Origin of the sequence: Streptomyces sp. NPDC093546 (assembly GCF_044765045.1) — a bacterium.
GTDB lineage: Bacteria > Actinomycetota > Actinomycetes > Streptomycetales > Streptomycetaceae > Streptomyces.
This window is the reverse complement of sequence record NZ_JBIWJG010000002.1, coordinates 193007-215815: the sequence shown is the minus strand read 5'-3', so window position 1 is coordinate 215815 and position 22809 is coordinate 193007. Positions and strand designations below refer to the sequence as shown.

Annotated in this window: 20 protein-coding genes; 10 read left to right on the top strand and 10 right to left on the bottom strand. The window is 69.6% G+C overall.

The features are described from left to right. Window positions 1-4: 4 nt before the first annotated feature. Entirely contained in the window at window positions 5-1750 is a 1746-nt protein-coding gene (dnaA, locus tag ACIRNI_RS04095; RefSeq protein WP_403548104.1) for a chromosomal replication initiator protein DnaA, read from the bottom strand. A 370-nt stretch (window positions 1751-2120) separates the two neighbouring features. Here dnaA and rpmH point away from each other — a divergent pair, with 370 nt between their 5' ends. From rpmH to ACIRNI_RS04050, 9 genes are all read left to right on the top strand, one after another. Then, a complete protein-coding gene (gene rpmH, locus ACIRNI_RS04090; protein WP_018846094.1) occupies window positions 2121-2258 on the top strand; it encodes a 50S ribosomal protein L34 in 138 nt (45 codons plus the stop codon). A gap of 20 nt (window positions 2259-2278) precedes the next feature. Further along, window positions 2279-2650, top strand: a complete 372-nt coding sequence (rnpA, locus tag ACIRNI_RS04085; RefSeq protein WP_403548102.1) for a ribonuclease P protein component — start codon at window positions 2279-2281, stop codon at window positions 2648-2650. Further along, window positions 2647-2973: a membrane protein insertion efficiency factor YidD gene (gene yidD / locus ACIRNI_RS04080; RefSeq protein ID WP_355352174.1), complete on the top strand. Its 327-nt coding sequence runs from the start codon at window positions 2647-2649 to the stop codon at window positions 2971-2973. The genes rnpA and yidD overlap by 4 nt, the downstream gene beginning before the upstream one ends. A 3-nt stretch (window positions 2974-2976) precedes the next feature. Further along, window positions 2977-4206 carry a membrane protein insertase YidC gene (gene yidC, locus ACIRNI_RS04075; protein ID WP_403548101.1) on the top strand — a complete coding sequence of 410 codons (1230 nt, stop codon included), beginning with the start codon at window positions 2977-2979 and terminating at the stop codon, window positions 4204-4206. Between the two features lie 14 nt (window positions 4207-4220). Then, a complete protein-coding gene (locus ACIRNI_RS04070; RefSeq protein WP_355352180.1) occupies window positions 4221-4730 on the top strand; it encodes a R3H domain-containing nucleic acid-binding protein in 510 nt (169 codons plus the stop codon). A 122-nt stretch (window positions 4731-4852) separates the two neighbouring features. After that, window positions 4853-5563 (top strand): 16S rRNA (guanine(527)-N(7))-methyltransferase RsmG, encoded by a 711-nt coding sequence (gene rsmG / locus ACIRNI_RS04065; protein ID WP_355352183.1) that lies wholly within the window; start codon window positions 4853-4855, stop codon window positions 5561-5563. A gap of 254 nt (window positions 5564-5817) precedes the next feature. Continuing rightward, on the top strand, window positions 5818-6894 hold the full coding sequence (locus ACIRNI_RS04060) for a ParA family protein (protein WP_355352714.1): 1077 nt from the start codon (window positions 5818-5820) through the stop codon (window positions 6892-6894). Next, window positions 6891-8003: a ParB/RepB/Spo0J family partition protein gene (locus tag ACIRNI_RS04055; protein WP_403548098.1), complete on the top strand. Its 1113-nt coding sequence runs from the start codon at window positions 6891-6893 to the stop codon at window positions 8001-8003. Before ACIRNI_RS04060 ends, ACIRNI_RS04055 begins: the two co-directional genes overlap by 4 nt. Before the next feature lie 304 nt (window positions 8004-8307). After that, window positions 8308-8925, top strand: coding sequence for a GNAT family N-acetyltransferase (locus ACIRNI_RS04050; protein ID WP_355352189.1), 618 nt, complete (start codon window positions 8308-8310; stop codon window positions 8923-8925). Window positions 8926-8987: 62 nt separating this feature from the next. Here the strand turns inward: ACIRNI_RS04050 and trxA are convergent, their stop codons facing one another. From trxA to ACIRNI_RS04015, 7 genes are all read right to left on the bottom strand, one after another. After that, window positions 8988-9332 carry a thioredoxin gene (trxA, locus tag ACIRNI_RS04045; protein ID WP_403548096.1) on the bottom strand — a complete coding sequence of 115 codons (345 nt, stop codon included), beginning with the start codon at window positions 9330-9332 and terminating at the stop codon, window positions 8988-8990. A 50-nt stretch (window positions 9333-9382) separates the two neighbouring features. After that, the gene (trxB, locus tag ACIRNI_RS04040) at window positions 9383-10357 is read right to left on the bottom strand and encodes a thioredoxin-disulfide reductase (protein WP_403548095.1); all 975 of its coding nucleotides are present in this window, start codon (window positions 10355-10357) and stop codon (window positions 9383-9385) included. A 126-nt stretch (window positions 10358-10483) separates the two neighbouring features. Beyond that, window positions 10484-10951, bottom strand: coding sequence for a hypothetical protein (locus tag ACIRNI_RS04035; protein ID WP_403548094.1), 468 nt, complete (start codon window positions 10949-10951; stop codon window positions 10484-10486). A gap of 473 nt (window positions 10952-11424) precedes the next feature. Continuing rightward, a complete protein-coding gene (gene sigM / locus ACIRNI_RS04030; RefSeq protein WP_403548092.1) occupies window positions 11425-12129 on the bottom strand; it encodes an RNA polymerase sigma factor SigM in 705 nt (234 codons plus the stop codon). A 27-nt stretch (window positions 12130-12156) separates the two neighbouring features. Then, window positions 12157-13884 (bottom strand): protein kinase family protein, encoded by a 1728-nt coding sequence (locus tag ACIRNI_RS04025; RefSeq protein WP_403548089.1) that lies wholly within the window; start codon window positions 13882-13884, stop codon window positions 12157-12159. Between the two features lie 129 nt (window positions 13885-14013). Then, the gene (murJ, locus tag ACIRNI_RS04020) at window positions 14014-16263 is read right to left on the bottom strand and encodes a murein biosynthesis integral membrane protein MurJ (RefSeq protein ID WP_403548087.1); all 2250 of its coding nucleotides are present in this window, start codon (window positions 16261-16263) and stop codon (window positions 14014-14016) included. A 46-nt stretch (window positions 16264-16309) separates the two neighbouring features. Beyond that, window positions 16310-18589 carry a DUF6049 family protein gene (locus ACIRNI_RS04015; protein WP_403548085.1) on the bottom strand — a complete coding sequence of 760 codons (2280 nt, stop codon included), beginning with the start codon at window positions 18587-18589 and terminating at the stop codon, window positions 16310-16312. Window positions 18590-18751: 162 nt separating this feature from the next. On the opposite strand from ACIRNI_RS04015, the gene ACIRNI_RS04010 reads away from it, so the two are divergent. After that, entirely contained in the window at window positions 18752-20233 is a 1482-nt protein-coding gene (locus ACIRNI_RS04010; RefSeq protein WP_403548083.1) for a CCA tRNA nucleotidyltransferase, read from the top strand. 82 nt (window positions 20234-20315) lie between these two features. On the opposite strand, the gene ACIRNI_RS04005 is transcribed toward ACIRNI_RS04010, so the two are convergent. Both ACIRNI_RS04005 and ACIRNI_RS04000 read right to left on the bottom strand, forming a co-directional pair. Beyond that, window positions 20316-21602 (bottom strand): MFS transporter, encoded by a 1287-nt coding sequence (locus ACIRNI_RS04005; protein WP_403548081.1) that lies wholly within the window; start codon window positions 21600-21602, stop codon window positions 20316-20318. Window positions 21603-21690: 88 nt separating this feature from the next. After that, a complete protein-coding gene (locus ACIRNI_RS04000; protein WP_355352219.1) occupies window positions 21691-22773 on the bottom strand; it encodes an inositol-3-phosphate synthase in 1083 nt (360 codons plus the stop codon). Window positions 22774-22809 lie beyond the last annotated feature (36 nt).

The following is a 22809-nucleotide window of genomic DNA, read 5'->3' as shown; positions in this document are numbered from 1 at the left end:
CTCGTCAGCCGTTCTTGATCCGGTTGGTGAGCTCGGTGACCTGGTTGTAGATCGAGCGCCGCTCCGCCATGAGTGCGCGGATCTTGCGGTCCGCGTGCATCACCGTCGTATGGTCGCGGCCGCCGAACTGGGCCCCGATCTTCGGCAGGGACAGGTCGGTCAGCTCACGGCACAGGTACATGGCGATCTGCCGGGCGGTCACCAGCACGCGGCTGCGCGACGAGCCGCACAGGTCCTCCACCGTCAGGCCGAAGTAGTCGGCCGTCGCCGCCATGATGGCGCCGGCGGTGATCTCGGGCGCCGCGTCCTCCCCGCCCGGGATGAGGTCCTTGAGGACGCTCTCGGTCAGGACCAGGTCGACCGGCTGCCGGTTGAGGCTGGCGAACGCCGTCACCCGGATCAGCGCGCCCTCCAGCTCGCGGATGTTGCGCGAGATGCGGGAGGCGATGAACTCGAGGACCTCCGGCGGGGCGTTGAGCTGCTCCTGCACCGCCTTCTTGCGGAGGATCGCGATCCGCGTCTCCAGCTCCGGCGGCTGTACGTCGGTGGTCAGGCCCCACTCGAAGCGGTTGCGCAGCCGGTCCTCCAGCGTCATCAGCTGCTTGGGCGGCCGGTCGGAGGAGAGCACGATCTGCTTGTTGGCGTTGTGGAGCGTGTTGAAGGTGTGGAAGAACTCCTCCTGCGTCGACTCCTTGCTCGCCAGGAACTGGATGTCGTCGACGAGCAGGATGTCCACATCGCGGTAGCGCTTGCGGAAGGTGTCGCCCTTGCCGTCGCGGATGGAGTTGATGAACTCGTTGGTGAACTCCTCCGAGCTCACGTACCGCACGCGCGTACCGGGGTACAGGCTCCGCGCGTAGTGGCCGATCGCGTGCAGCAGGTGCGTCTTGCCGAGGCCCGACTCGCCGTAGATGAAGAGCGGGTTGTACGCCTTGGCCGGCGCCTCCGCGACCGCGACGGCGGCCGCGTGCGCGAACCGGTTCGACGAGCCAATGACGAAGGTGTCGAAGAGGTACTTGGGGTTGAGCCGCGCGTGCGGTTCACCGGGCCGCCCGCCTCCGGTCCCCGCTCCGCCTCCGGTGCCACCGCCCGCGCCTGACACGCCGCCAGGGCCCCCGGAGCCCGGGTGCGACGGCGACTGCGGCTCGGGCAGCTCGTGCCGCCCGTCGCGCTGCGGGTCGTACGGCGAAGGCGCGCCGTGCTCGGAGCGCTGCGGGCCGCGGTAGTCGTGGTGCGGCTGCTGCGGGCGGGCCGTCGCGTACGGGTCGCGCTCCTGGAACCCGCCGAGGCGCTGCTGCTGCCAGGAGAGGTCCTCCTGGGTGCGCGGCCAGGCGCCGGGCTCGGGGCGGTGCTGCTGGTACTCGGGGTAGGCCGGGCGCGCGGTCGGCAGCCCGTCGTCGGGCATCGGCCGGTGGCCGTAGTCGTCGTAGCGCGGCTGCTGCCGGCCGGGGGGCGCCGGGGGCGCGGGCGGCTCGCCCGCGGAGTCGTCGACGGTGATCGCGATCCGGATGGGGCGCCCGCACTCGCGGCTGAGGGTGTCGCTGATCAGCGGGGCGAGCCGGCCCTCCAGGACCCGCTTGCCCCACTCGTTGGGTACGGCGAGGAGCGCCGTGTCGGCCACCAGTGCGAGCGGCTGGCACCGCTCGACCCACTGTTTGTCCTTGGGCTCGATGCCCTGCTGGCCTTCACCGAGGAGCTGCTCCAGCACTCGTGGCCACACTGCGGCAAGATCAGCAGGTACGTCAGCCACAAGGCACGCTCTCTCACAGGTCCCACGAATGTGTGGTTCTCGGGACGGGACGGGACGGACAGGCAAGGACACAACGGAAAAGAATCCGAGTTCAGCCACGGTAGTCGCGGCGGCTCACGTGGTTCAAGTTGTTGTCCACAGCCTGTGCACAGCGGGCCCCGGCGCGGTGCCGGTTTGACCGGATGGCGTAGCCGCGCGTACCGTAACCAGGTCGAGTTGTCGATGGCTGCTGCCGCCTGCCTCCGATGGGCAAAGATCACGGTCAGTGATCGTGAAGCGGTGCACTCGGGCGTATTGCGAGCTACTCGTGGGCGCACGGTGACAGCCAGGCGATGTCCCGCCACCAACGAATCATTTCTGGAGCCCCCGAGTGAGCAAGCGCACCTTCCAGCCGAACAACCGTCGTCGTGCCAAGACCCACGGCTTCCGTCTGCGCATGCGCACCCGTGCCGGCCGCGCCATCCTGGCGAACCGCCGCAGCAAGGGTCGCGCCAACCTGTCCGCCTGATCGCTTAAACAGGTCATGACGTGCTGCCTACCGAGAATCGGCTGAGGCGGCGCGAGGACTTCGCGACCGCGGTACGCCGAGGACGCCGGGCCGGCCGCCCGCTCCTCGTCGTCCATCTACGCAGCGGTGCAACGGACCCGCACGCGTCAGGGGAGAGCGCTCCCCCGACACGTGCGGGTTTCGTCGTCAGCAAGGCCGTGGGTGGAGCGGTCGTCCGTAACCAGGTGAAGCGCCGACTGCGGCACCTGATGCGCGACCGGCTGTCCGTCCTGCCCCCCGGTAGCCTGGTGGTAGTACGGGCGCTGCCCGGATCGGGCGACGCCGACCACGCACAGCTGGCCCGCGACCTGGACGCCGCCCTTCAGCGGTTGCTGGGAGGGGGCGCGCGATGAAGTACCCGCTGCTGGCTCTGATCAAGCTGTACCAGTGGACGATCAGCCCACTGCTCGGCCCCGTCTGCCGGTACTACCCGTCGTGTTCCCACTACGGATATACGGCGATCGACCGGCACGGCGCGGTGAAGGGCACGGCCCTGACCGCCTGGCGGATCCTGCGGTGCAACCCGTGGTCGCCGGGCGGTGTGGACCATGTCCCTCCACGCAAGCGCCCGCGCTGGCACGAACTACTGCGTGCCGCGCTGCGCGGTGGCAAGGGCGGGCACTCCGCCGACACGAGCCCGGCCGCAGAGACCTCGCCCAATGCTCAAGGAGCCTGATTAGTGGACACGATTGCCAGTCTGTTCGCCTTCATCACCACACCTGTCTCGTGGATCATCGTCCAGTTCCACAAGCTGTACGGGGCGATCTTCGGCCCGGACACCGGCTGGGCCTGGGGTCTGTCCATCGTGTCCCTCGTGGTGGTCATCCGGATCTGCCTGATCCCGCTCTTCGTCAAGCAGATCAAGTCGACGCGCGGCATGCAGGCGCTCCAGCCGAAGATGAAGGCGATCCAGGAGCGCTACAAGAACGACAAGCAGCGTCAGTCCGAAGAGATGATGAAGCTGTACAAGGAGACGGGCACCAACCCGCTCTCCTCGTGCCTTCCCATCCTGGCGCAGTCGCCGTTCTTCTTCGCCCTGTACCACGTGCTGAGCGAGATCGCCTCGGGCGACAAGATCGGCGTCCTCAACGACTCGCTGGTCAAGAGCGCGCGTGAGGCCCACATTTTCGGGGCTCCGATCGCCGCCAAGTTCATGGACGACCCGGGCAAGGTCACCGCGCTCAACGCTTCGCTGACGGATGTCCGCATCGTCACCGCGGTCATGATCATCATGATGTCGCTGTCGCAGTTCTTCACCCAGCGCCAGCTGATGCAGAAGAACGTCGACCTGACGGTGAAGACCCCGTACATGCAGCAGCAGAAGATGCTGATGTACATCTTCCCGGTGATCTTCGCCGTCATGGGCATCAACTTCCCGGTCGGTGTCCTCGTCTACTGGCTGACCACCAACGTGTGGACCATGGGCCAGCAGATGTACGTGATCAACCAGAACCCGACGCCGGGCAGCAAGGCCCAGGACCAGTACCTGCAGCGCCTGCTGAAGAGCGTCACCTCGCACGGCGAGGTCCGTGGTCGCCGCCGCCGCAGCGTCGTCCAGGCGATCGTGGCCAAGGGCCCGGACCGCAACGAGAACGAGCGCCGCTTCATCGGTGCCCTGGCCAAGGCCGGGTTCTCGGCCCAGGCGGACGGCTCCGTGGCCAAGGTCGACCCGGCCGTCGCGGAGGCGCAGAGCGCCGCGGCCGCCCGCCGTCAGCAGCCGAAGCGCCAGCCCAAGGCGAAGCGCCAGGCCGCTACCGGCACCCCGCAGGGTCCGGCGAAGACGTCCCTGGAGAAGAAGGCCGACGAGCCGAAGCAGGAGGGCGGGGCCGCCGGAGGTTCCGCACGCCAAGCCAAGTCCGGACAGCGCAAGGGCCAGCAGCGGCCCAAGCACCCGTCGTCCAAGAAGTAAGAAGGAGTCCATCCGTGACGGAAGGCACCACCTCCGCCGCCGAGGGTGGCGACACCCTGACCCGCCTGGAGCAGGAGGGCGAGATCGCGGCTGACTACCTCGAGGGTCTGCTCGACATCGCCGACCTCGACGGCGACATCGACATGGACGTCGAGGCGGACCGCGCCGCGGTCTCGATCGTCAGCGACACGGGCAGCCGCGACCTCCAGAAGCTGGTGGGGCGCGACGGTGAGGTGCTGGAGGCGCTCCAGGAGCTGACCCGGCTCGCCGTGCACCGGGAGACCGGCGACCGCAGCCGTCTCATGCTCGACATCGCCGGCTTCCGGGCCAAGAAGCGCACCGAGCTCGCCGAGCTGGGCGCGCAGGCCGCGGCCGACGTCAAGAGCACGGGAGAGCCGGTGAAGCTCAAGCCGATGACCCCGTTCGAGCGGAAGGTCGTGCACGACGCGGTGGCCGCCGCCGGCCTGCGCAGCGAGTCCGAGGGCGAGGAGCCGCAGCGCTTCGTCGTCGTGCTCCCTGCCTGAGCCCCTCTTCATGTCGGCCCCGTCTGTTCGCAGGCGGGGCCGATCTTTGTCAGCCTGATACTCAGCACTGCACTGCCGGTCGGTACTGCGGTGCGCCAATGCGGTACGGAAGGACGGTTCCCGTGACGGAGGCAGAAGAGCTTCCCCATGCGCCTCAAGAAGCGCGGACGGTATTCGGCGAGTTCTTCCCGGAAGCTGTCCGGTACGCGGAGCTTCTCGCGGACGCGGGGGTCAAGCGTGGCCTGATCGGGCCCCGTGAGGTGCCGCGGCTGTGGGAGCGCCACCTGCTGAACTGCGCGGTGCTTTCGGAGGTCGTGCCCGAGGGTGTCACGGTGTGCGACGTCGGCTCCGGTGCCGGCCTGCCGGGTATCCCGCTGGCGCTGGTCCGCCCCGACCTGAAGATCACGCTGCTCGAGCCGCTCCTGCGCCGTACGAACTTCCTCCAGGAGGTCGTCGAGCTGCTCGGCCTGGACCATGTGACCGTGGTGCGCGGCCGTGCCGAGGAGATGCTGGGCAAGCTGCCGCCGGTCCACGTGGTGACGGCCCGTGCCGTCGCGCCGCTCGACCGGCTGGCGGGCTGGGGTGTGCCGCTGCTGCGTCCGTACGGAGAGATGCTCGCGCTGAAGGGCGACACCGCGGAGGAAGAGCTCCAGGGTGCCCGGGCCGCGCTCAGCAAGCTGGGCGTCGTCCAGACCTCGGTGCTGCACGTGGGCGAGGGCATCGTCGACCCGATGTCGACGGTCGTCCGGGTAGAGGTGGGCGAGAGCCCCGGCGGCGTTCGGTTCGCCGCGAAGCGCGCCAAGGCGGCGCGGACATCCCGTCGTCGCCGCTGAGGCCGTGGGTGGGGGTCTTCCGGCTGTTGATCCTCATACGTACGCATTTCGGAGTGTCGTGATGCCTGCCTCGGGCGACGGGTGCATCAATGTTTCACGTGAAACGTCGCTCACTGCTGCAGGGAATCATCAGCCGCGGTCGCGCGGCTGCCACGCCGCGCGACCGTAGGCCCCCGGTGGGGGGTACGGAGTTGTCCACAGAGGTGGAGTTCTCCACAGAACCACGGGCCTCGCTGGTTCACGACCCCGAAAGCATGGCAGGCTCTCTCCATCGCGAGCCTGAAGCCGAGGAGAGTGAATCCTTGCGGTCCAACGCCAACATCGCGGGACCGATGACCGATCCGGTCCCCGGTCCCCGTACCGAATCGGCGGGGGAGGATGTTTCACGTGAAACACCGCCTCCGATGGACGACACCCCCATTGGTCATGCTGCCCAACTGGCGGTGGAGGCGCTGGGCCGTGCCGGTGAGGGACTTCCCCGCCCTCAGCAGACCCGCATCATGGTGGTCGCCAATCAGAAGGGCGGGGTAGGCAAGACGACCACGACGGTCAACCTCGCCGCCTCCCTGGCCCTGCACGGCGCACGGGTGCTGGTCATCGACCTCGACCCACAGGGCAATGCCTCCACGGCGCTCGGGATCGACCACCATGCCGAGGTTCCGTCGATCTACGACGTCCTGGTGGAGAGCAAGCCGCTCTCCGATGTGGTTCAGCCCGTCATGGACGTCGAAGGCCTCTTCTGCGCCCCGGCCACCATCGATCTCGCCGGGGCGGAGATCGAGCTGGTGTCGCTGGTGGCGAGGGAGAGTCGACTCCAGCGGGCGATCCAGGCGTATGAGCAGCCGCTGGATTACATCCTCATCGATTGCCCGCCGTCGCTTGGCCTGCTGACGGTCAACGCCATGGTGGCCGGCGCGGAGGTCCTGATCCCCATCCAGTGCGAGTACTACGCGCTGGAGGGGCTGGGCCAGCTTCTGCGCAACGTCGAGCTGGTGCGTGGGCACCTCAACCCCACGCTCCATGTCTCGACGATCCTGCTCACCATGTACGACGGCCGGACCAGGCTCGCCTCGCAGGTCGCCGAGGAGGTACGCAGCCACTTCGGTGACGAGGTGCTGCGGACCAGCATTCCGCGGTCCGTCCGCATCTCGGAGGCGCCCAGCTATGGGCAGACGGTGCTGACGTACGACCCCGGCTCCAGCGGTGCGCTGTCGTACCTGGAGGCGGCCCGCGAGATCGCCCTGCGGGGGGCTGGTGTGTACTACGACCCGCAGCACGCCCATGTGGGCAGCCAGATCAGCAAGCACAGCATGTCGGAGGGGATCCAGTGAGCGAGCGACGTAGGGGACTGGGGCGTGGGCTCGGTGCGCTAATCCCCGCGGCTCCCCAAGAGAGGCAGGCGCCCTCGGTGGGGGTCGGGTCCACCTCTCCGGGGGCCATTCCCACACTGACGGCGGAGCGGGGGGTGGCGGCCGCCAAGGTCGCGGCCCTGCCGAGCGCCCCCGGGCCGGCGGAGCCGGCGCTTTCAGCGCAGCCGGAGCCGGAGCCGGAGGGGGTGCCCGAGGCCGAGACGCCGGCCGGGGCGCATTTCGCCGAGCTCCCGCTGGACGCGATCACGCCAAACCCGCGCCAGCCGCGCGAGGTGTTCGACGAGGACGCGCTCGCCGAGCTCGTCACCTCCATCAAGGAGGTGGGCCTGCTCCAGCCGGTGGTCGTACGGCAGCTGGGTCCCGAGCGCTATGAGCTCATCATGGGCGAGCGGCGCTGGCGAGCCTGCCGGGAAGCGGGACTGGAGCGCATTCCGGCGATCGTCCGGGCGACCGAGGACGAGAAGCTGCTGCTGGACGCCCTGCTGGAGAACCTGCACCGGGCGCAGCTGAACCCTCTGGAAGAGGCCGCCGCCTACGACCAGCTTCTGAAGGACTTCAACTGCACCCACGACCAGCTGGCCGACCGGATCGGGCGCTCCCGTCCCCAGGTCTCCAACACGTTGCGGCTGCTGCGGCTGTCGCCGCCCGTTCAGCGCAGGGTGGCCGCCGGTGTGCTGTCGGCCGGGCACGCCCGGGCGCTGCTGTCGGTGGAGGACCCCGAGACGCAGGACAAGCTGGCGTACCGCATCGTGGCCGAGGGCCTCTCGGTGCGCGGGGTCGAGGAGATCGTGAAGCTGATGGACTCGGAGCCCAGCAGTGCTCCGGCCAAGCCGAAGGGGCCGCGGGCCGGTGCCCGGGTGGCGCCGGCGCTCAGCGAGCTCGCCACCCGGCTGTCGGACCGCTTCGAGACCCGCGTGAAGGTCGATCTCGGGCAGAAGAAGGGCAAGATCGTCGTCGAGTTCGCCTCGATGGAGGATCTCGACCGTATCCTCTCGACGCTCGCCCCTGGTGAAGGACGCGTCCTGGCACAGGGGCTGGTGGAGCAGGACGGACAGGACGACCAGGACTGACGCCCGTTCGGCGCAGTCGTCAGGGCGGGCCGTGTTCCGGTGTTCACCGGAACACGGCCCGCCCTTTGCCCTCTTCCCGTATGCGCGTCATCACCCGATCGATACGATGCGTTCTGGTATGCGCATCCCCCTGACCCACTATGGAGGGAGAACCGGGCATGCGAGAGGTGAGCCGGGGCCGACTGGTGACAGCAGGCCTGGGACTCGGTGCGGTCGGTGGGTTCATCGGCAGCCTGCTCCGGGAACGGAGCGCGCTGGCAGCCGCTCTCGGGGCGGCACGCGAAGGAAGTGAGGAACAGCCTTCATGGGGCGTCGGCTCGTACCGCTCACGCTGGACAACCTCCCGGATCTCCCCAAGCGGTGCCGAACGTGCGTCTTCTGGGAACTTGACCCGGTCAGCGGAGAGGCTGCGGTAAAGGCCGGAACTCCCGAGCTGGAGAAGGAGGCCTGGATCTCCGCGGTCCTGCTGGACTGGGGGTCCTGCGGGCGCGTCGTCTATGTGGACGAGGTCCCGGTCGGGTTCGTGCTCTATGCGCCGCCCGCGTACGTGCCGCGTTCGACCGCCTTTCCCACGAGTCCCCTGTCGCCCGACGCCGTGCAGCTGATAACGGCCTGGATCATGCCGGGGTACCAGGGCCAGGGGCTCGGCCGGGTGATGGTGCAGACGGTGGCGAAGGATCTGCTGCGCCGGGGCTTCAAGGCGATCGAGGCATTCGGGGACGCCCGCTGGAAGGAGCCGGCCTGCGTGCTGCCCGCCGACCACCTTCTGGCAGTGGGGTTCAAGACCGTCCGGCCCCACCCGGTCCATCCCCGGCTGCGGCTGGAGCTGCGCACCACGCTCTCCTGGAAGGAGGACGTCGAGCTGGCGCTCGACCGTCTCCTCGGAGCGGTCCAGAAGGACCCGGTGTTGCGCCCGCTGTAAACAGTGAGCGGCCCATCCCTGACCGGGACGGGCCGCTCGTGTTTCACGTGAAACGTGAGGCGTCAGCCCTTGACCTCGTCGCCGATGAACGGGTCGAGGTCGCGGACGATCGCGGCCTTCGGCTTGGCACCGACGATGGTCTTCACGACCTCGCCGTTCTGGTAGACGTTCAGCGTCGGGATCGACATGACGCCGTACTTGGCAGCGGTGGCCGGGTTCTCGTCGATGTTCAGCTTGACGACCTTGATGTCGTCGCCGTGCTCGGCGGCGATGGCCTCCAGCGACGGCGCGATCTGACGGCACGGACCGCACCAGGCGGCCCAGAAGTCCACCAGCACGGGCTTGTCGCTGTTGAGGACCTCAGTCTCGAAGGAGTCGTCGGTCACGTCCTGCAGGTTGCCGGCCACGGCAGCCTCCTTGAATCAACGGGGTGTGGGAGTGGGGAAACAGGGTGCGGTCAGACGACCGGGGTCTTCTCCGGCTCGGCGGCCTTCTCGCTGTCGCCCAGCGCGGCGAGGTAGCGCTCGGCGTCCAGCGCGGCGGAGCAGCCCGTGCCGGCGGCGGTGATCGCCTGGCGGTAGGTGTGGTCCACGACATCACCGGCGGCGAAGACGCCCGTGATGTTCGTGCGCGTGGACGGAGCCTCCACCTTGAGGTAGCCCTCGTCGTCCAGCTCCAGCTGGCCCTTGAACAGCTCGGTACGCGGGTCGTGGCCCACGGCGATGAACAGACCGGTCGCCGCCAGCTCGGACGTCTCACCCGTCTTGGTGTTGCGCAGGGTCAGACCGGACAGCTTCTGCTCGCCGTGGATCTCGGCGACCTCGCTGTCCCAGGCGAACTTGATCTTCGGGTCGGCGAAGGCACGCTCCTGCATGGCCTTGGAGGCCCGCAGGGTGTCCCGGCGGTGGACGATGGTGACGGACTTGGCGAACCGGGAGAGGAAGGTTGCCTCCTCCATCGCGGTGTCGCCGCCGCCCACCACGGCGATGTCCTGGTCCTTGAAGAAGAAGCCGTCGCAGGTGGCGCACCACGAGACGCCCCGACCCGACAGCGCGTCCTCGTTCGGCAGCCCGAGCTTGCGGTGCTGAGAGCCGGTCGTGACGATGACGGCCTTGGCGCGGTGGACGGTCCCGGCGGTGTCCGTCACGGTCTTGATGTCGCCGGTGAGGTCCACGGCGACGATGTCGTCCGGGATGAGCTCGGCACCGAAGCGCTCGGCCTGGGCCCGCATGTTGTCCATGAGGTCGGGGCCCATGATCCCGTCACGGAAGCCGGGGAAGTTCTCCACGTCGGTCGTGTTCATGAGCGCACCACCGGCGGTGACGGCACCTTCGAACACCAGCGGCTTCAGCGAGGCGCGCGCGGTGTAGAGCGCTGCCGTGTAGCCGGCGGGCCCGGAGCCGATAATGATCACGTTACGGACGTCGCTCACGGGTTTCTTCCTCGTCTCTGCAGACTGCCTACTGCCTACGGGGCCGGGTCAAGGACTCTCACCCCACCCAACGGATCCTACGGGGCTCGCATTCCCGTAGTGCCCAAGCAGCACGGCAGCGTGACGTCAGGAACGGAGGTAGGAGTGCGTGAGCAGCACGTTTCCCTTGGGGGCCTTCGTCGTGGTGCAGGCCGCGTCGACCACGTACGCCTCCACCTGTCGGGCGTCCGCGGAGTGCGGCAGGACCACGAGGAAAGCCTTCCTGCCCTGGTATTCCCCCAGCTCAGCGGCGAGAGCCTGCTCGGTACGCCCGGTTCCCGCCTGGACGCAGTCCGGGACGGACACCTCTCCGGAGCGCTTCACCGAGTTGTTCCCGAGGCTGCGCTGGTCCTGCTTCCCCGGCGTCGTGGTGAAGGTCTCCGTGGTCTCTGTGCTCTCCGCGCCCTCCGCGGCGAGGAGGGCCTCTACCTGGTCCTCGAGAGGGACGCCGGAGAAGGTCGCCGTGTCGGCGGCAGTGACGGGGGCGTCGGCCTTCTGGGCGTTGCCGCTGCGGTCCCCCGACGACTGGATGCCCTGCAGGAGCAGCCCACTCACGGCGAGCAGTGCGGCCCCGAAAACCGCGCCGAGGACCGCCCTCCGACGCCGCTGCCTCGTGGAACCGGCGCGCCCGGGACCCGTGGCGGCGCTCGGCCGGCCGGCGGGCCGCCCGACAGGGTGCCCGGTGGGACGGTCTACCGCGGCCGCCGGGGCCGGCTCGGCCGACGTCGGCGGGGTCGATGTTTCACGTGAAACATGCTCGCTCGTGGCGGGAGCGGTGGCGTCCAGGAGCGCTTCGGCGGCCAGCGCGGCATCAATGCGCCCGGCGATATCGGCCGGCATACGGGCGGGTCCGGGCAGAGTGCCCAGCAGTCCGCGGATCTCCTCCAGCGAGGTGCGTACATCGGCGCACAGTGCGCAGCCGTTCAGATGCCGACGCAGATCGGCGGTGCGCGACGGTGAGAGAAGCCCCTCGGTGAGGTCGGAGATCTCCGAGACATCCGGATGCTGAGTCGTGTCGGCCGTGGATGTCACGTGCGTCCACCTCCGCCCTTCACAGCAGCAGGATCAGGTCCTGCATCACGGCTTGCTCCCGACGCAGGTGGGACGGATGTCCCTGGCGTCCGGTTCCTTCCCCCTTCGGCCCCACCCTTACCCACGGTGTCACCGCGCAGATGAGTGAGCAGGGGAACCAGTCTCGCCCGGCCCCGGGCACAGCGGCTCTTCACCGTTCCGGTGGGTACGTCGAGGATGCGAGCCGCCTCGGCGACGGGGTAGCCCTGCATGTCGACCAGCACCAGCGCGGCGCGCTGATCGGCGGGCAGCTTGGCCAGCGCCGCCAGGAGCTCCCGGTGCAGGTCGTGCCGCTCGGCGGGCGCCTCGGCCGACTCGTGTGGCTCCAGCAGCTGCTCCAGCCGCTCCGTGTCCTCGACGGGCGAGGTTTTGCGGGACGCGGCCTTGCGGGCGCGGTCCAGGCACGCGTTCACGGTGATGCGGTGCAGCCAGGTTGTGACGGCCGACTGGCCGCGAAAGGTGTGGGCGGACCGAAAGGCGGAGACGAGGGCGTCCTGAACGGCGTCGGCGGCTTCCTCCCTGTCCCCCAGCGTCCGCAGGGCGACGGCCCAGAGCCGGTCGCGGTGGCGGCGCACGAGCTCGCCGAAGGCGTCCGGGTCACCGCCGACATGGCGAGCCAGTAGTTCCTGGTCGCTCGTGCCGCCCAGCTCGGCATGGTCCAACGGTGAGCCCCCTCCCGCGTCTCTCTGTCAGCCGGTGAACTTCACGTCCGTGATGGCCTGCTTGTAGCCCGCGCTGCTGTAGCCGTCCTGCGGCGCGTAGGGCATCGCGGTCATCCACAGCAGCACGTACCGGCTCTTCACCGGTTCCTTGGCGGACACCTGCAGGCTCGTACCGCTGCTCTGTCCGGAAGCGATCTTCTTCATGGTGTCCACGGAGCCGGACGGCGACAGCGAATCGGCGGCGTAGAGCGTGATCGTCGTGTGGGGCCCGCCGTAGCGCAGCCCTATGGAGACGCTGGAGACGTCCTTGTCCGCTCCGAGGTCGTAGACGATGCCGACCCCCTGCTTGATCGAGGGCTCGAGCTCCGGGCCGTCGAGGAAGTATTTCGTCCGCCAGTAGCTGCCGCTGTCGTTGTCGTAGGTCTTCTGGACGTCGTTGACGTTCTGCGGGGAGCCGTCGGGGGCGTACTCCCTGGCGTCCTGGACCTTCAGCGGAACGGGGACCTTCGTCTTCTGCTCGCCACCGGACGTGGCGGTGGTCTGCCTGGGCTTCGGGTCCTCGGCGGCCTTGGGCTGGTCGAGCAGTTTGTCGGCCACCTGCCAGCTGCCGAGGCCCAGCGCGGCGATGAGCAGCGCCGATACGGCCCACTTGAGGGCCTTGCCCGTACGGCTCTGCAGCGGCGGGGGCGGCACGGGAGTGGGCTGGGTGGCCGCGGCGACCGGGCGCGGCTTCGGCCGGCCGTAGGTGCCCTGCTGGTAGGTCGTGCGCTGGTAGTCCGGCGGAGCGGGGAACTCGGGCTCCGGCGGGCGGATGCGGGGCATCGCCGCGACGGCCTTGGCGAGCTCGTCGGGGGTGGTGCAGGCGGGCTCCTGGCGGGAGGCGGTCGCTCCGTCGTTGGCGAGGGCACGCATGGCGATCTCGGACAGGCCGCGGTGCACCCCCGCCCGGACCTGGTCGGGGGCGATGAGCCCAACGCCCTTGGGCAGCCCGGACAGACCGTGTGCGTCGTCCTCGTACGGCCAGCGCTGGGTCAGGGCCGCGTACAACAGTGCGCCGATCGCCTCGGTGTCGGTCCGCTGCGGACGCTCGGCGCTGATGCCCCGCAGGGCGGCGTTGACGGCGAGCCCGCGGATGCGCCACTGGCCGCTGGAGGTGCGCAGGACGGCGCTGGGAGTGAGACGGAGATGGGCGAGGCCCTCGCGATGGGCCGCCGCCATGGCCTGTGAGATCTGGCTGACGAGCTGGTACGCGTCATGCGGTTCCAGCGGCCCGGCCGCGAGGAGGGCGGTGAGCTCGGTGGCGTCCGGCAGCCACTCATGGACGACGTAGACGAGCTCGTTCTCCTCGACAGCGTCCAGGACCTGCACGAAGCGCGGGTCACCGAGCAGCGCCGAGGACCGCGCTGCGGCCAGCACGGAGCGGGCCCTGGGGTGGTTCGCGGGCAGTACGTGCACCCCCACCGCGCGGCGCAGTTTCTCGTCGACGGCACGCCAGCTGCTGAAGCCGTCCAGACGGGTGACGCACTCCTCGAGCCGGTAGCGTCTGGCCAGTTTGTGGCCGCTGTGCAGCTCGGGTGTCGCACGGGAGGGCTGACCGCCGGTCCGCCGCTCGCCGTCGGTGTTCTCGGCGGATGTGTCCGCCGTGTCCTGCGCTTCCGCCACCCCGTCGGCCGCGGCCTTGTCCGCCTTCGCGGTCAGCGGGTCGTCACCGCTGTTGTCGGCCACGTCGACGGCAGCCGTGCTACGTTCCGCCACCGTCGTTCCTGCCTCCCCATCCGTTGCGCAATATCCAACAGCCATGCCAATTGTGCCCACAGTCCGCCGCCATGCACGACACGCGGTGGCCCACGATGGTTGCGCTGGTGGCCCGATCGGTCCGGTCCGTCAGCGGCCCAGGCGGCCGCGGACCATGCCCACCATGGCGTTGAGCTCCTGGATCCGCATCTTCCTGGCCGCCACGTAGAAGACGCCGAGCAGGACCACGCCACCGGCGACGAGCGCGACCAGAGAACCGAAGGCATCCTCGCCCAGCGTCCTCAGGACGACGAGACCGACGGCGCCGCCGGCCATCGCCGCCGGGACGGACGCCATGCACAGCCGCGCGTAGGTCCGTACGACGTGCGAGCCATCCAGGTCGCCGCCGAGCCGCTTGCGCAGCCGGCGCCAGGCGACGCCCACACCGACGGCGTAGGCGAGGCCGTACGAGGCGGCCATGCCGACGACGGCCCACCGGGCCGGCAGCACCACGTAGCAGGCCGCGGACGCGGCCGCGTTGACGGCCGCCACGATGACGGTGTTGTAGAAGGGCGTGCGCGTGTCCTCGTACGCGTAGAAGCCGCGCAGCACCACGTACTGCACCGAGTACGGGATCAGGCCGAGGCCGAAGGCCATCAGCGTGTAGCCCATGCCGCGCGCGGCCTCGTCGGAGGCGGAGGCGAAGAGCAGGGTGCACATCGGCAGGCCGAGCGCGAGGAAGGTGAACGCGATCGGCACGATGGCGACGGCCGAGTTCCGCAGCCCTTGCGAGATGTCGTCGCGGACGGCGCCCGGGTCGTTGTCGTGCGCGGCGCGGGAGATGCGCGGCAGCAGCGCGGCCATGACGGAGACGGTGATGATGGCCTGCGGCATGCCCCAGATGAGCTGGGCGTTGGAGTACGCGAGGATGCCCGCCCCTTCCTTGCCCGAGGCCTTGCCGGCCGCCGTGGCGAGCTGCGTGACGACGACGACGCCCGCCTGGTTGGCCAGGACGAAGAGAACCGTCCACTTGGCGAGCTTGACCGTCTTGCCGAGCCCCTGGCCCTTCCAGTCGAACCGGGGCCGGAAGCGGAAGCCGGCCTCGCGCAGGTACGGGATCATCGCCAGCGCCTGGACGACCAGGCCGAGCAGGGTGCCGATACCCAGCAGGCGCACGCCTTCGTCCGGGATCGTCGTGACGGCCATCCGGGTCTCCGCGGATGTGCCGTAGACCCAGATGAACATGCCGAACGTGAAGATCACGACGATGTTGTTCAGGACCGGGGTCCACATCATGGCGCCGAACTTGCCGCGCGCGTTGAGGATCTGGCCCATGACCACGTGCACGCCCATGAAGAAGATCGTGGGCAGGCAGAAGCGGGCGAAGGTGACGGCGACGCTGTTGGCGGCCGCGTCGTTCGCGATGGTCGGCGACATCGCGTGGACCAGGAGTGGAGCTCCGAACACGGCGACGGCGACGATTACGCCGAGTGCCACCATGACCAGGGTCAGCAGCCGGTTGGCGTAGGCCTCGCCGCCGTCCTCGTCGTCCTTCATGGAGCGGACGAGCTGGGGGACGAAGACCGAGTTCAGACCACCGCCGACGGTGAGGATGTAGATCATCGTCGGCAGGGTGGCCGCGACGGTGTAGGAGTCGCCGAGCAGGGCGGCGCCCAGCGCACCGGTGATGACGAGGCTGCGGATGAATCCGGTCAGGCGGGAGACCAGCGTGCCGGCGGCCATCACGGCGCTGGACTTCAGCAGGCCGGAGGCCCGGCCGCCGGACTTCTTCGGCGCGGCGGGAGCCGGCGGCGCTGCCGGGACCGCTTCGGGTTCGGGTGCGGGGCTGGGCGCGGGGCCGGGTTCGCCGGGGCCGGGCGTACCGGCGGCGGGCGGGTGGGCGTAGCCCTGCTGGTCTCGGTAGAGGTGGGCGAAGGCGTCCGGCGCGGGCGCGTCCTCACCGGCGCGGGTGACGAGCTCGTCGACGCCGGTGTACTGAACGGTCCGCGGGTCGTCACCGTATGGAAGGTGGCGGGAGGGGCCGTCGGGCTCGGGCGGCGGGGTCTGCGCCCAGACGCGGGGATCGGGAGCGTACTCGGGAGCGGTGGGCTGCTGGTAGAGCGGCTGCGGCTCCGGATACGTGCCGGGCGGGGGAGGCGGGTGCGCGGCGCGGTCGTAGAGCGCCTCGTTCACCGGGTCCTGGGCGGAGAGATCGTGCGCCCGGTACGGGTCGTGGTCGTAGGCGTCCTGGACGTAGGGGTCCGGGACGTACGGATCCGGGGCAGGCGGCGACGCCGGTGGCGGTACGTGGCCAGCCGGGGGCGCCGCGTGCGTCCCGCCGGGAGGCGTACCGCCGCCACCCGCGCCCTGACCGCGGTCACCGTCGTACGGCGCGTTCATGGATAACCCCACCTCATCGTCCCCGGCCGGCCGGCCACGACATCGCTCAACGGTCCACTTTCTCACCCGGGCCGGACGGCTCGGTGCTTTGCGCTCGGGTGTCCGGCGTCGGGTCACTCGGCTGCTGCGGATCGTCATCCTCCGCGGCGGCCTCCCGGGCGGCGGCGCGCTTGCGCTGGCTGTACATCCTGACGCCCGCGAGGACCAGCAGCAGTACACCACCCGCGATGACCAGCATCACCGTCGGCGTGATCTCGGAGACCTTCACGGTGAAGTGCATCGGCTTGCCGTACGGCCTGCCGTCCTCCGTGTACAGCTGCGCCGTCATGGGGACCGGGCCGTTGGCGTTGGCGGAGGCGGTGAACTTCACCGACTGGCTGTGGCCGCCGTCGATCCTCACCGGCTGCTCGGAGACGGTGTCGCCCCCGTTGAGCTTCAAGCGGGTCGGCTTTGAGGACTTCAGTCGTAGTACCAGGTGGTCGACACCCTGCAGCAGCTTGTTCTGCACGGTCACCGGGATCGTGGCGCTGCGGCCGGAGAGGGTCAGGTCGGACTTCTCGATCAGCTTGACCTCGGTGGTCAGGCTCTTCAGGTGCGTCAGCACGCCGCTGCGGTATCCGGCCGCCGCCTCCGGCTGCCCGCGCCAGGAGGTCGACATCTCGCGGTTGATCGCGTTGCCCACCGGGCTCACCACCCGGTAGGCCGCGGTGAGGATTACCTTGAAGTTGTCCAGCGTCTCCCGCGTGGCCTTCATGTCCTGGAAGGCCTGCACGGGAAGCTCATGGCGGCCCAGTTTCTTCGGGTAGTGGGAGGCGCTGGGGACCTGGGTGATGGCGCGCGGGTCGGGCTTGGCGCCCGCCGCCGTGACCAGGTCGGCGGCCTGCGTCCAGCGCTCGTGGGACAGGCCCCGCAGCGCGCTCGCCATCGACTGGGCCTGGGCGGCGGTCGGCATGCGCTGCGGTGCGACGACGACGCTGCGCGCGTTGCCCGGCTGCTGCTGCGTCACGGTCAGGGTGTGGGCGAGGAACCGCTGGACCGCCAGTGTGGAGTTCTCGGCCCTGGTCATGTCGCCCTGGAAGGCGGTGGACAGCGCCTCGTCGGCCACGACGGCCGTGGTGCCGCCGCCGATGGGCCGAGCGGCCGTCGGCGTGTACGGCAGGGTGTCGCGCACGCTGTCGCTGCGCGCGATCACCTTGTCGGCACCGGCGGAGGTGGCGATGTCGACGATCGACGGGTCGAGGGCTCCGTCGACCGGCCAGGCGAAGTCGACGGACGGCTTCACGTGGAGGATCGTCTCCACGGTCGTCTCGGCGAGCTCCGTGGCCGGCTGCAGATGGCTGAGGGAGCCGGAGACGTCCTTGCCGCGGTGGGCGAGCGACGCCAGATCGGGGTCGGCGTAGGGCAGCGCCACCACCTTGCCGCCCTCCACCGCCTTCTCCAGGGAGTTCAGCCACTGCTTGGCGACGGCCTGGTTGCGGCCGGGGACGTCGGTGTCCCCGTCCTTGACCCGGTAGTTCCGGGTCATCGCCTCCACGGTGGCGAGCAGGTCGGGGTCGATGACCCAGGTGACCGGCAGCTCGGCGCCGAGGGAGACGAGACGCTCCAGCCGCCCGCCGGGGGCGAGCTCGGCGGCCAGGTCGTCGTTCTCGAAGACCGGCGTCTGCTGATCGTCGGAGCCGGTCTCCGCCGACAGCCGCGTCGAGGAGATCAGCGGCCAGAGATAGGTGAGCTGGGTCTTCTTCTTGGTGCCCTCGGGCTGCCACGGAAGGAAGGTGCGCTCGATGCCGAGGACCTGGTTGTAAGGATCGCTGGGCGTCTGTCCGGTCAGAGAGACCCCGAGCTGGTACACGCCCGCCTTGCCGAGGCCCAGCTTGTCCACCGGCACGGTGAGCCGGAAGTCCTCGGTGGTCCCGGCGGGGAGCGTCGGGATCCGGTACGCGAAGGTGGGGGCGACCGCCGTGCCGTCACTGCTCGGCGTGAAGCCCTTGCGCCGGGCCACCTCGTCGATCGCTCCCCGGTTGGGCAGCGCGGAGCCCACCCGCAGATCCACCGTCGCCCCACTGACCGTCTGCTTTCCCTCGTTGGTCACCGAGCCGGTGATGGTGAGGGTGTCCCCCTCCGTCGGGGTGCTGGGGGCGAACGTGTCCAGAGACACATCCACGGTCCGTGATCCAGGAGCCTTCTCGTCGGCGTGCGCGGAGGGGGCGAGGGGGCCGTACAGCAGGGAGGCGAGCAGCGGCACACCGGCGAGCACCGAGGCCGAACGCCGCAGCCACCGGCGGGCAGGGGAGGGGCGGGTGCCCTGGAAGTCTGCCGCCTCGGCCACGCGCTGCCCGTCCCTCGTCGTCTGGTTGCCGTTGGTGGTTGTCGGATTCTGCGTCCACGCATGGTAACGAGACCGGCTGGGGCTAAGTGCCGCGGAGTGCTCCACACGGCAGGGCCGAAACGAGGACGCCCCGGCGGGCCCGGGCACGTAACCTTTTCTGCTGTGCCGAACCCCAACGAAGAGAACCCGACCGCCCTGAGCCAGGCGCAACGCCGCGCGGTCAGTGAACTACTGCGCGTGTCCCCCGTCGCCGACGATCTCGCCCGCCGCTTCAAGGAGGCCGGGTTCAGCCTCGCCCTCGTCGGCGGCTCGGTGAGGGACGCGCTGCTCGGGCGGCTCGGCAACGACCTGGACTTCACCACCGACGCCCGCCCCCAGGACGTGCTGAAGATCGTGCGGCCGTGGGCGGAGTCCGTCTGGGACGTCGGCATCGCGTTCGGCACGGTCGGGGCCCAGAAGAGCGCCCGCGTCGGAGATGCTGTCCAGCAGTTCCAGATCGAGATCACGACGTACCGCTCCGAGGCGTACGACCGGACCTCACGCAAGCCCGAGGTCTCGTACGGCGATTCCATCGAGGACGACCTCGTGCGTCGCGACTTCACGGTCAACGCGATGGCCGTCGCGCTGCCGGAGAAGGAGTTCATCGACCCCCACGGTGGTCTCCAGGACCTCTCCGAGCGTGTCCTGCGGACACCCGGCACACCGGAGGAGTCCTTCTCGGACGATCCGCTACGGATGATGCGCGCCGCGCGGTTCGCCGCGCAGCTCGACTTCGAGGTGGCTCCCGAGGTCATCACCGCGATGACGGAGATGGCGGAGCGGATCGACATCGTCTCCGCCGAGCGTGTGCGCGACGAGCTCAACAAGCTCATCCTCTCCGCGAACCCGCGCAAGGGCCTGGGCCTGCTGGTCGTGACCGGTCTCGCCGACCGGGTGCTGCCCGAGCTGCCCGAGCTGCGCCTGGAGAGCGACGAGCACCACCGGCACAAGGACGTCTACGAGCACTCGCTGATCGTGCTGGAGCAGGCCATCGACCTGGAGGAGGACGGCCCCGACCTGGTTCTGCGGCTGGCCGCGCTGCTGCACGACATCGGCAAGCCGCGCACGCGGCGCTTCGAGCCGGACGGACGGGTCTCGTTCCACCACCACGAGGTGGTCGGCGCGAAGATGGTCAAGAAGCGCATGACCGCGCTGAAGTACTCCAACGACATGGTCAAGGACGTGGCGCGCCTGGTGGAGCTCCACCTGCGCTTCCATGGCTATGGGACCGGCGAGTGGACCGACTCTGCCGTACGCCGCTATGTGCGCGACGCCGGGCCGCTGCTGAACCGGCTGCACAAGCTGACCCGCTCCGACTGCACGACACGGAACAAGCGCAAGGCGGCGGCTCTCTCCCGGGCGTACGACGGGCTCGAAGAGCGCATCGCCAAGCTTCAGGAGCAGGAGGAGCTGGACGCGATCCGGCCGGACCTGGACGGCAACCAGATTCAGGACGTGCTGGGCATCCGTCCTGGGCCTGCCGTGGGGCAGGCGTACAAGTTCCTGCTGGAGCTGCGCCTCGAGAACGGCCCGATGGGGTACGACGCCGCCGTTGCCGCGCTCAAGGAATGGTGGACCACGCAGGGCCAGACCGCCCGTACGTGACCGCACCGCCATGTTTCACGTGAAACATGGCGGTCGGGACCGGAAGCCGAGGGCGATGTTTCACGTGAAACATCGCCCTCGCTCATGGGGTGGGGGAGGCGCCGGCGCGCGGTCCCGATGCCTTCCAGCGCAGCAGCACGGCGGCGACGCTCGCGTACAGCGCGGCGACCATGATGACCAGCGCGGCCGAGCGGCCGTCGGGTGGCAGCATCAGAGCCGCCATGCCCGCGGCCCCGACGAAGGCGACGTTGAAGAGCACGTCATAGAGGGAGAAGACGCGCCCCCGATACGCGTCGTCCACCGCCTTCTGGACCACCGTGTCCGTGGCGATCTTCGTCCCCTGAGTGGTGAGCCCCAGCACGAAGGCGGCGATCAGCATCGGTGCCAGCGTGAAGGGCAGCGCCAGCGCAGGCTCCAGCACCGCGGCCGCCCCGGCGCACACCGCCATCCAGCCGTACTGGCCCAGCCGCCCGACCGCCCAAGGGGTGCACACCGCGGCGGCGAAGAACCCGGCGCCCGAGATCCCGACGGCCAGCCCCAGCAGGGCGAGCCCTTCCTTCTCTGTCGCGGCCCAGGCGTACCGGCACAGCATGAGCACCATCACCGTCAGCGCGCCGTAGCAGAAGCGCATGACGGTCATCGCGGCCAGCGCCCGTGCCGCGTCCCGTCGCTCCGCCAGATGCCGCAGCCCGCTCGCCAGGCCCCGTACGGTCGAGGCGAGCGCCGCTTTGAGCCGCGGCTGCACCACATCGGGGTCGGGCCCGAGCAGGCCGCGTCCCATGCGCAGGGAAGCGAGCGCCGCGGACAGGTAGAGCAGCGCGCCCAGTACGACCACCGCGGCGTCGGAGTCGGCGATGAGCAGCCGTACGGCGAAGGCGAGGCCACCACCCGCGGTCGCGGCCAGTGTTCCGGCGGTGGGCGACAGGGAGTTGGCCACCACGAGCCGCTCCGCGTCGACGACCCGGGGCAGCGAGGCGGACAGCCCGGCCAGGACGAAGCGGTTGACGGCGGTGACCGAGAGGGCCGAGGCGTAGAAGAGCCAGTCCGGCACGGAGGCGAGGACCAGGAACGCGGTTCCGACGGCGAGCAGCGAGCGCAGCAGGTTTCCGTACAGCAGGACCTGGCGGCGGCGCCAGCGGTCGAGCAGGACGCCGGCGAAGGGGCCGACGAGCGAGTAGGGCAGCAGCAGGACCGCCATGGCGGAGGCGATCGCCGCGGGTGAGGTCTGCTTCTCGGGCGAGAAGACGACGTAGGTGGCGAGGGCGACCTGGTAGACGCCATCGGCGCACTGGGAGAGCAGTCGTACGGCGAGCAGGCGGCGGAAGTCCGCGAGGCGGAGGAGTACGCGCAGATCACGTACGACAGGCATGGCCCAAGGGTCACATACGGCGAAGGCCCCCGGGCAGATGCCACGGGGACCTTCGACAGAGCGGTGCTGCTCAGCGCTCGGCTGCGGCTTAGCGCTCGACCTCGCCACGGATGAACTTCTCGACGTTCTCGTAGGCCTCGTCGTCGAAGTACTGGACCGGCGGGGACTTCATGAAGTACGAGGACGCGGAGAGGATCGGGCCGCCGATGCCCCGGTCCTTGGCGATCTTCGCGGCGCGCAGGGCGTCGATGATGACACCCGCGGAGTTCGGGGAGTCCCAGACCTCGAGCTTGTACTCCAGGTTCAGCGGGACGTCACCGAAGGCACGGCCCTCGAGGCGGACGTACGCCCACTTGCGGTCGTCCAGCCAGGCCACGTAGTCCGACGGGCCGATGTGGACGTTGTTGTCACCGAGGTCACGGTCGGGGATCTGGGAGGTGACGGCCTGCGTCTTGGAGATCTTCTTGGACTCCAGGCGGTCACGCTCGAGCATGTTCTTGAAGTCCATGTTGCCGCCGACGTTCAGCTGCATGGTGCGCTCGAGACGGACACCGCGGTCCTCGAACAGCTTCGCCATGACGCGGTGCGTGATGGTGGCGCCGACCTGCGACTTGATGTCGTCACCGACGATCGGGACGCCGGCCTCGGTGAACTTGTCCGCCCACTCCTTGGTGCCGGCGATGAAGACCGGGAGGGCGTTGACGAAGGCGACCTTGGCGTCGATGGCGCACTGGGCGTAGAACTTCGCGGCTTCCTCGGAACCCACCGGCAGGTAGCAGACGAGCACGTCGACCTGCTTGTCCTTGAGGACCTGGACGATGTCGACCGGCGCCTCGGAGGACTCCTCGATGGTCTGGCGGTAGTACTTGCCCAGGCCGTCCAGGGTGTGGCCGCGCTGGACGGTCACGCCCGTCGACGGCACGTCGCAGATCTTGATGGTGTTGTTCTCGCTGGCGCCGATGGCGTCCGCGAGGTCCAGGCCGACCTTCTTCGCGTCGACGTCGAAGGCGGCCACGAACTCGACGTCCCCGACGTGGTAGTCGCCGAACTGGACGTGCATGAGACCCGGCACCTTGCCCGCCGGGTCGGCGTCCTTGTAGTACTCGACGCCCTGCACCAGCGAGGCGGCGCAGTTGCCCACGCCGACGATGGCTACGCGAACCGAACCCATTCCGGTTGCTCCCTGTGTTGATCTTCGAAGCCCTGC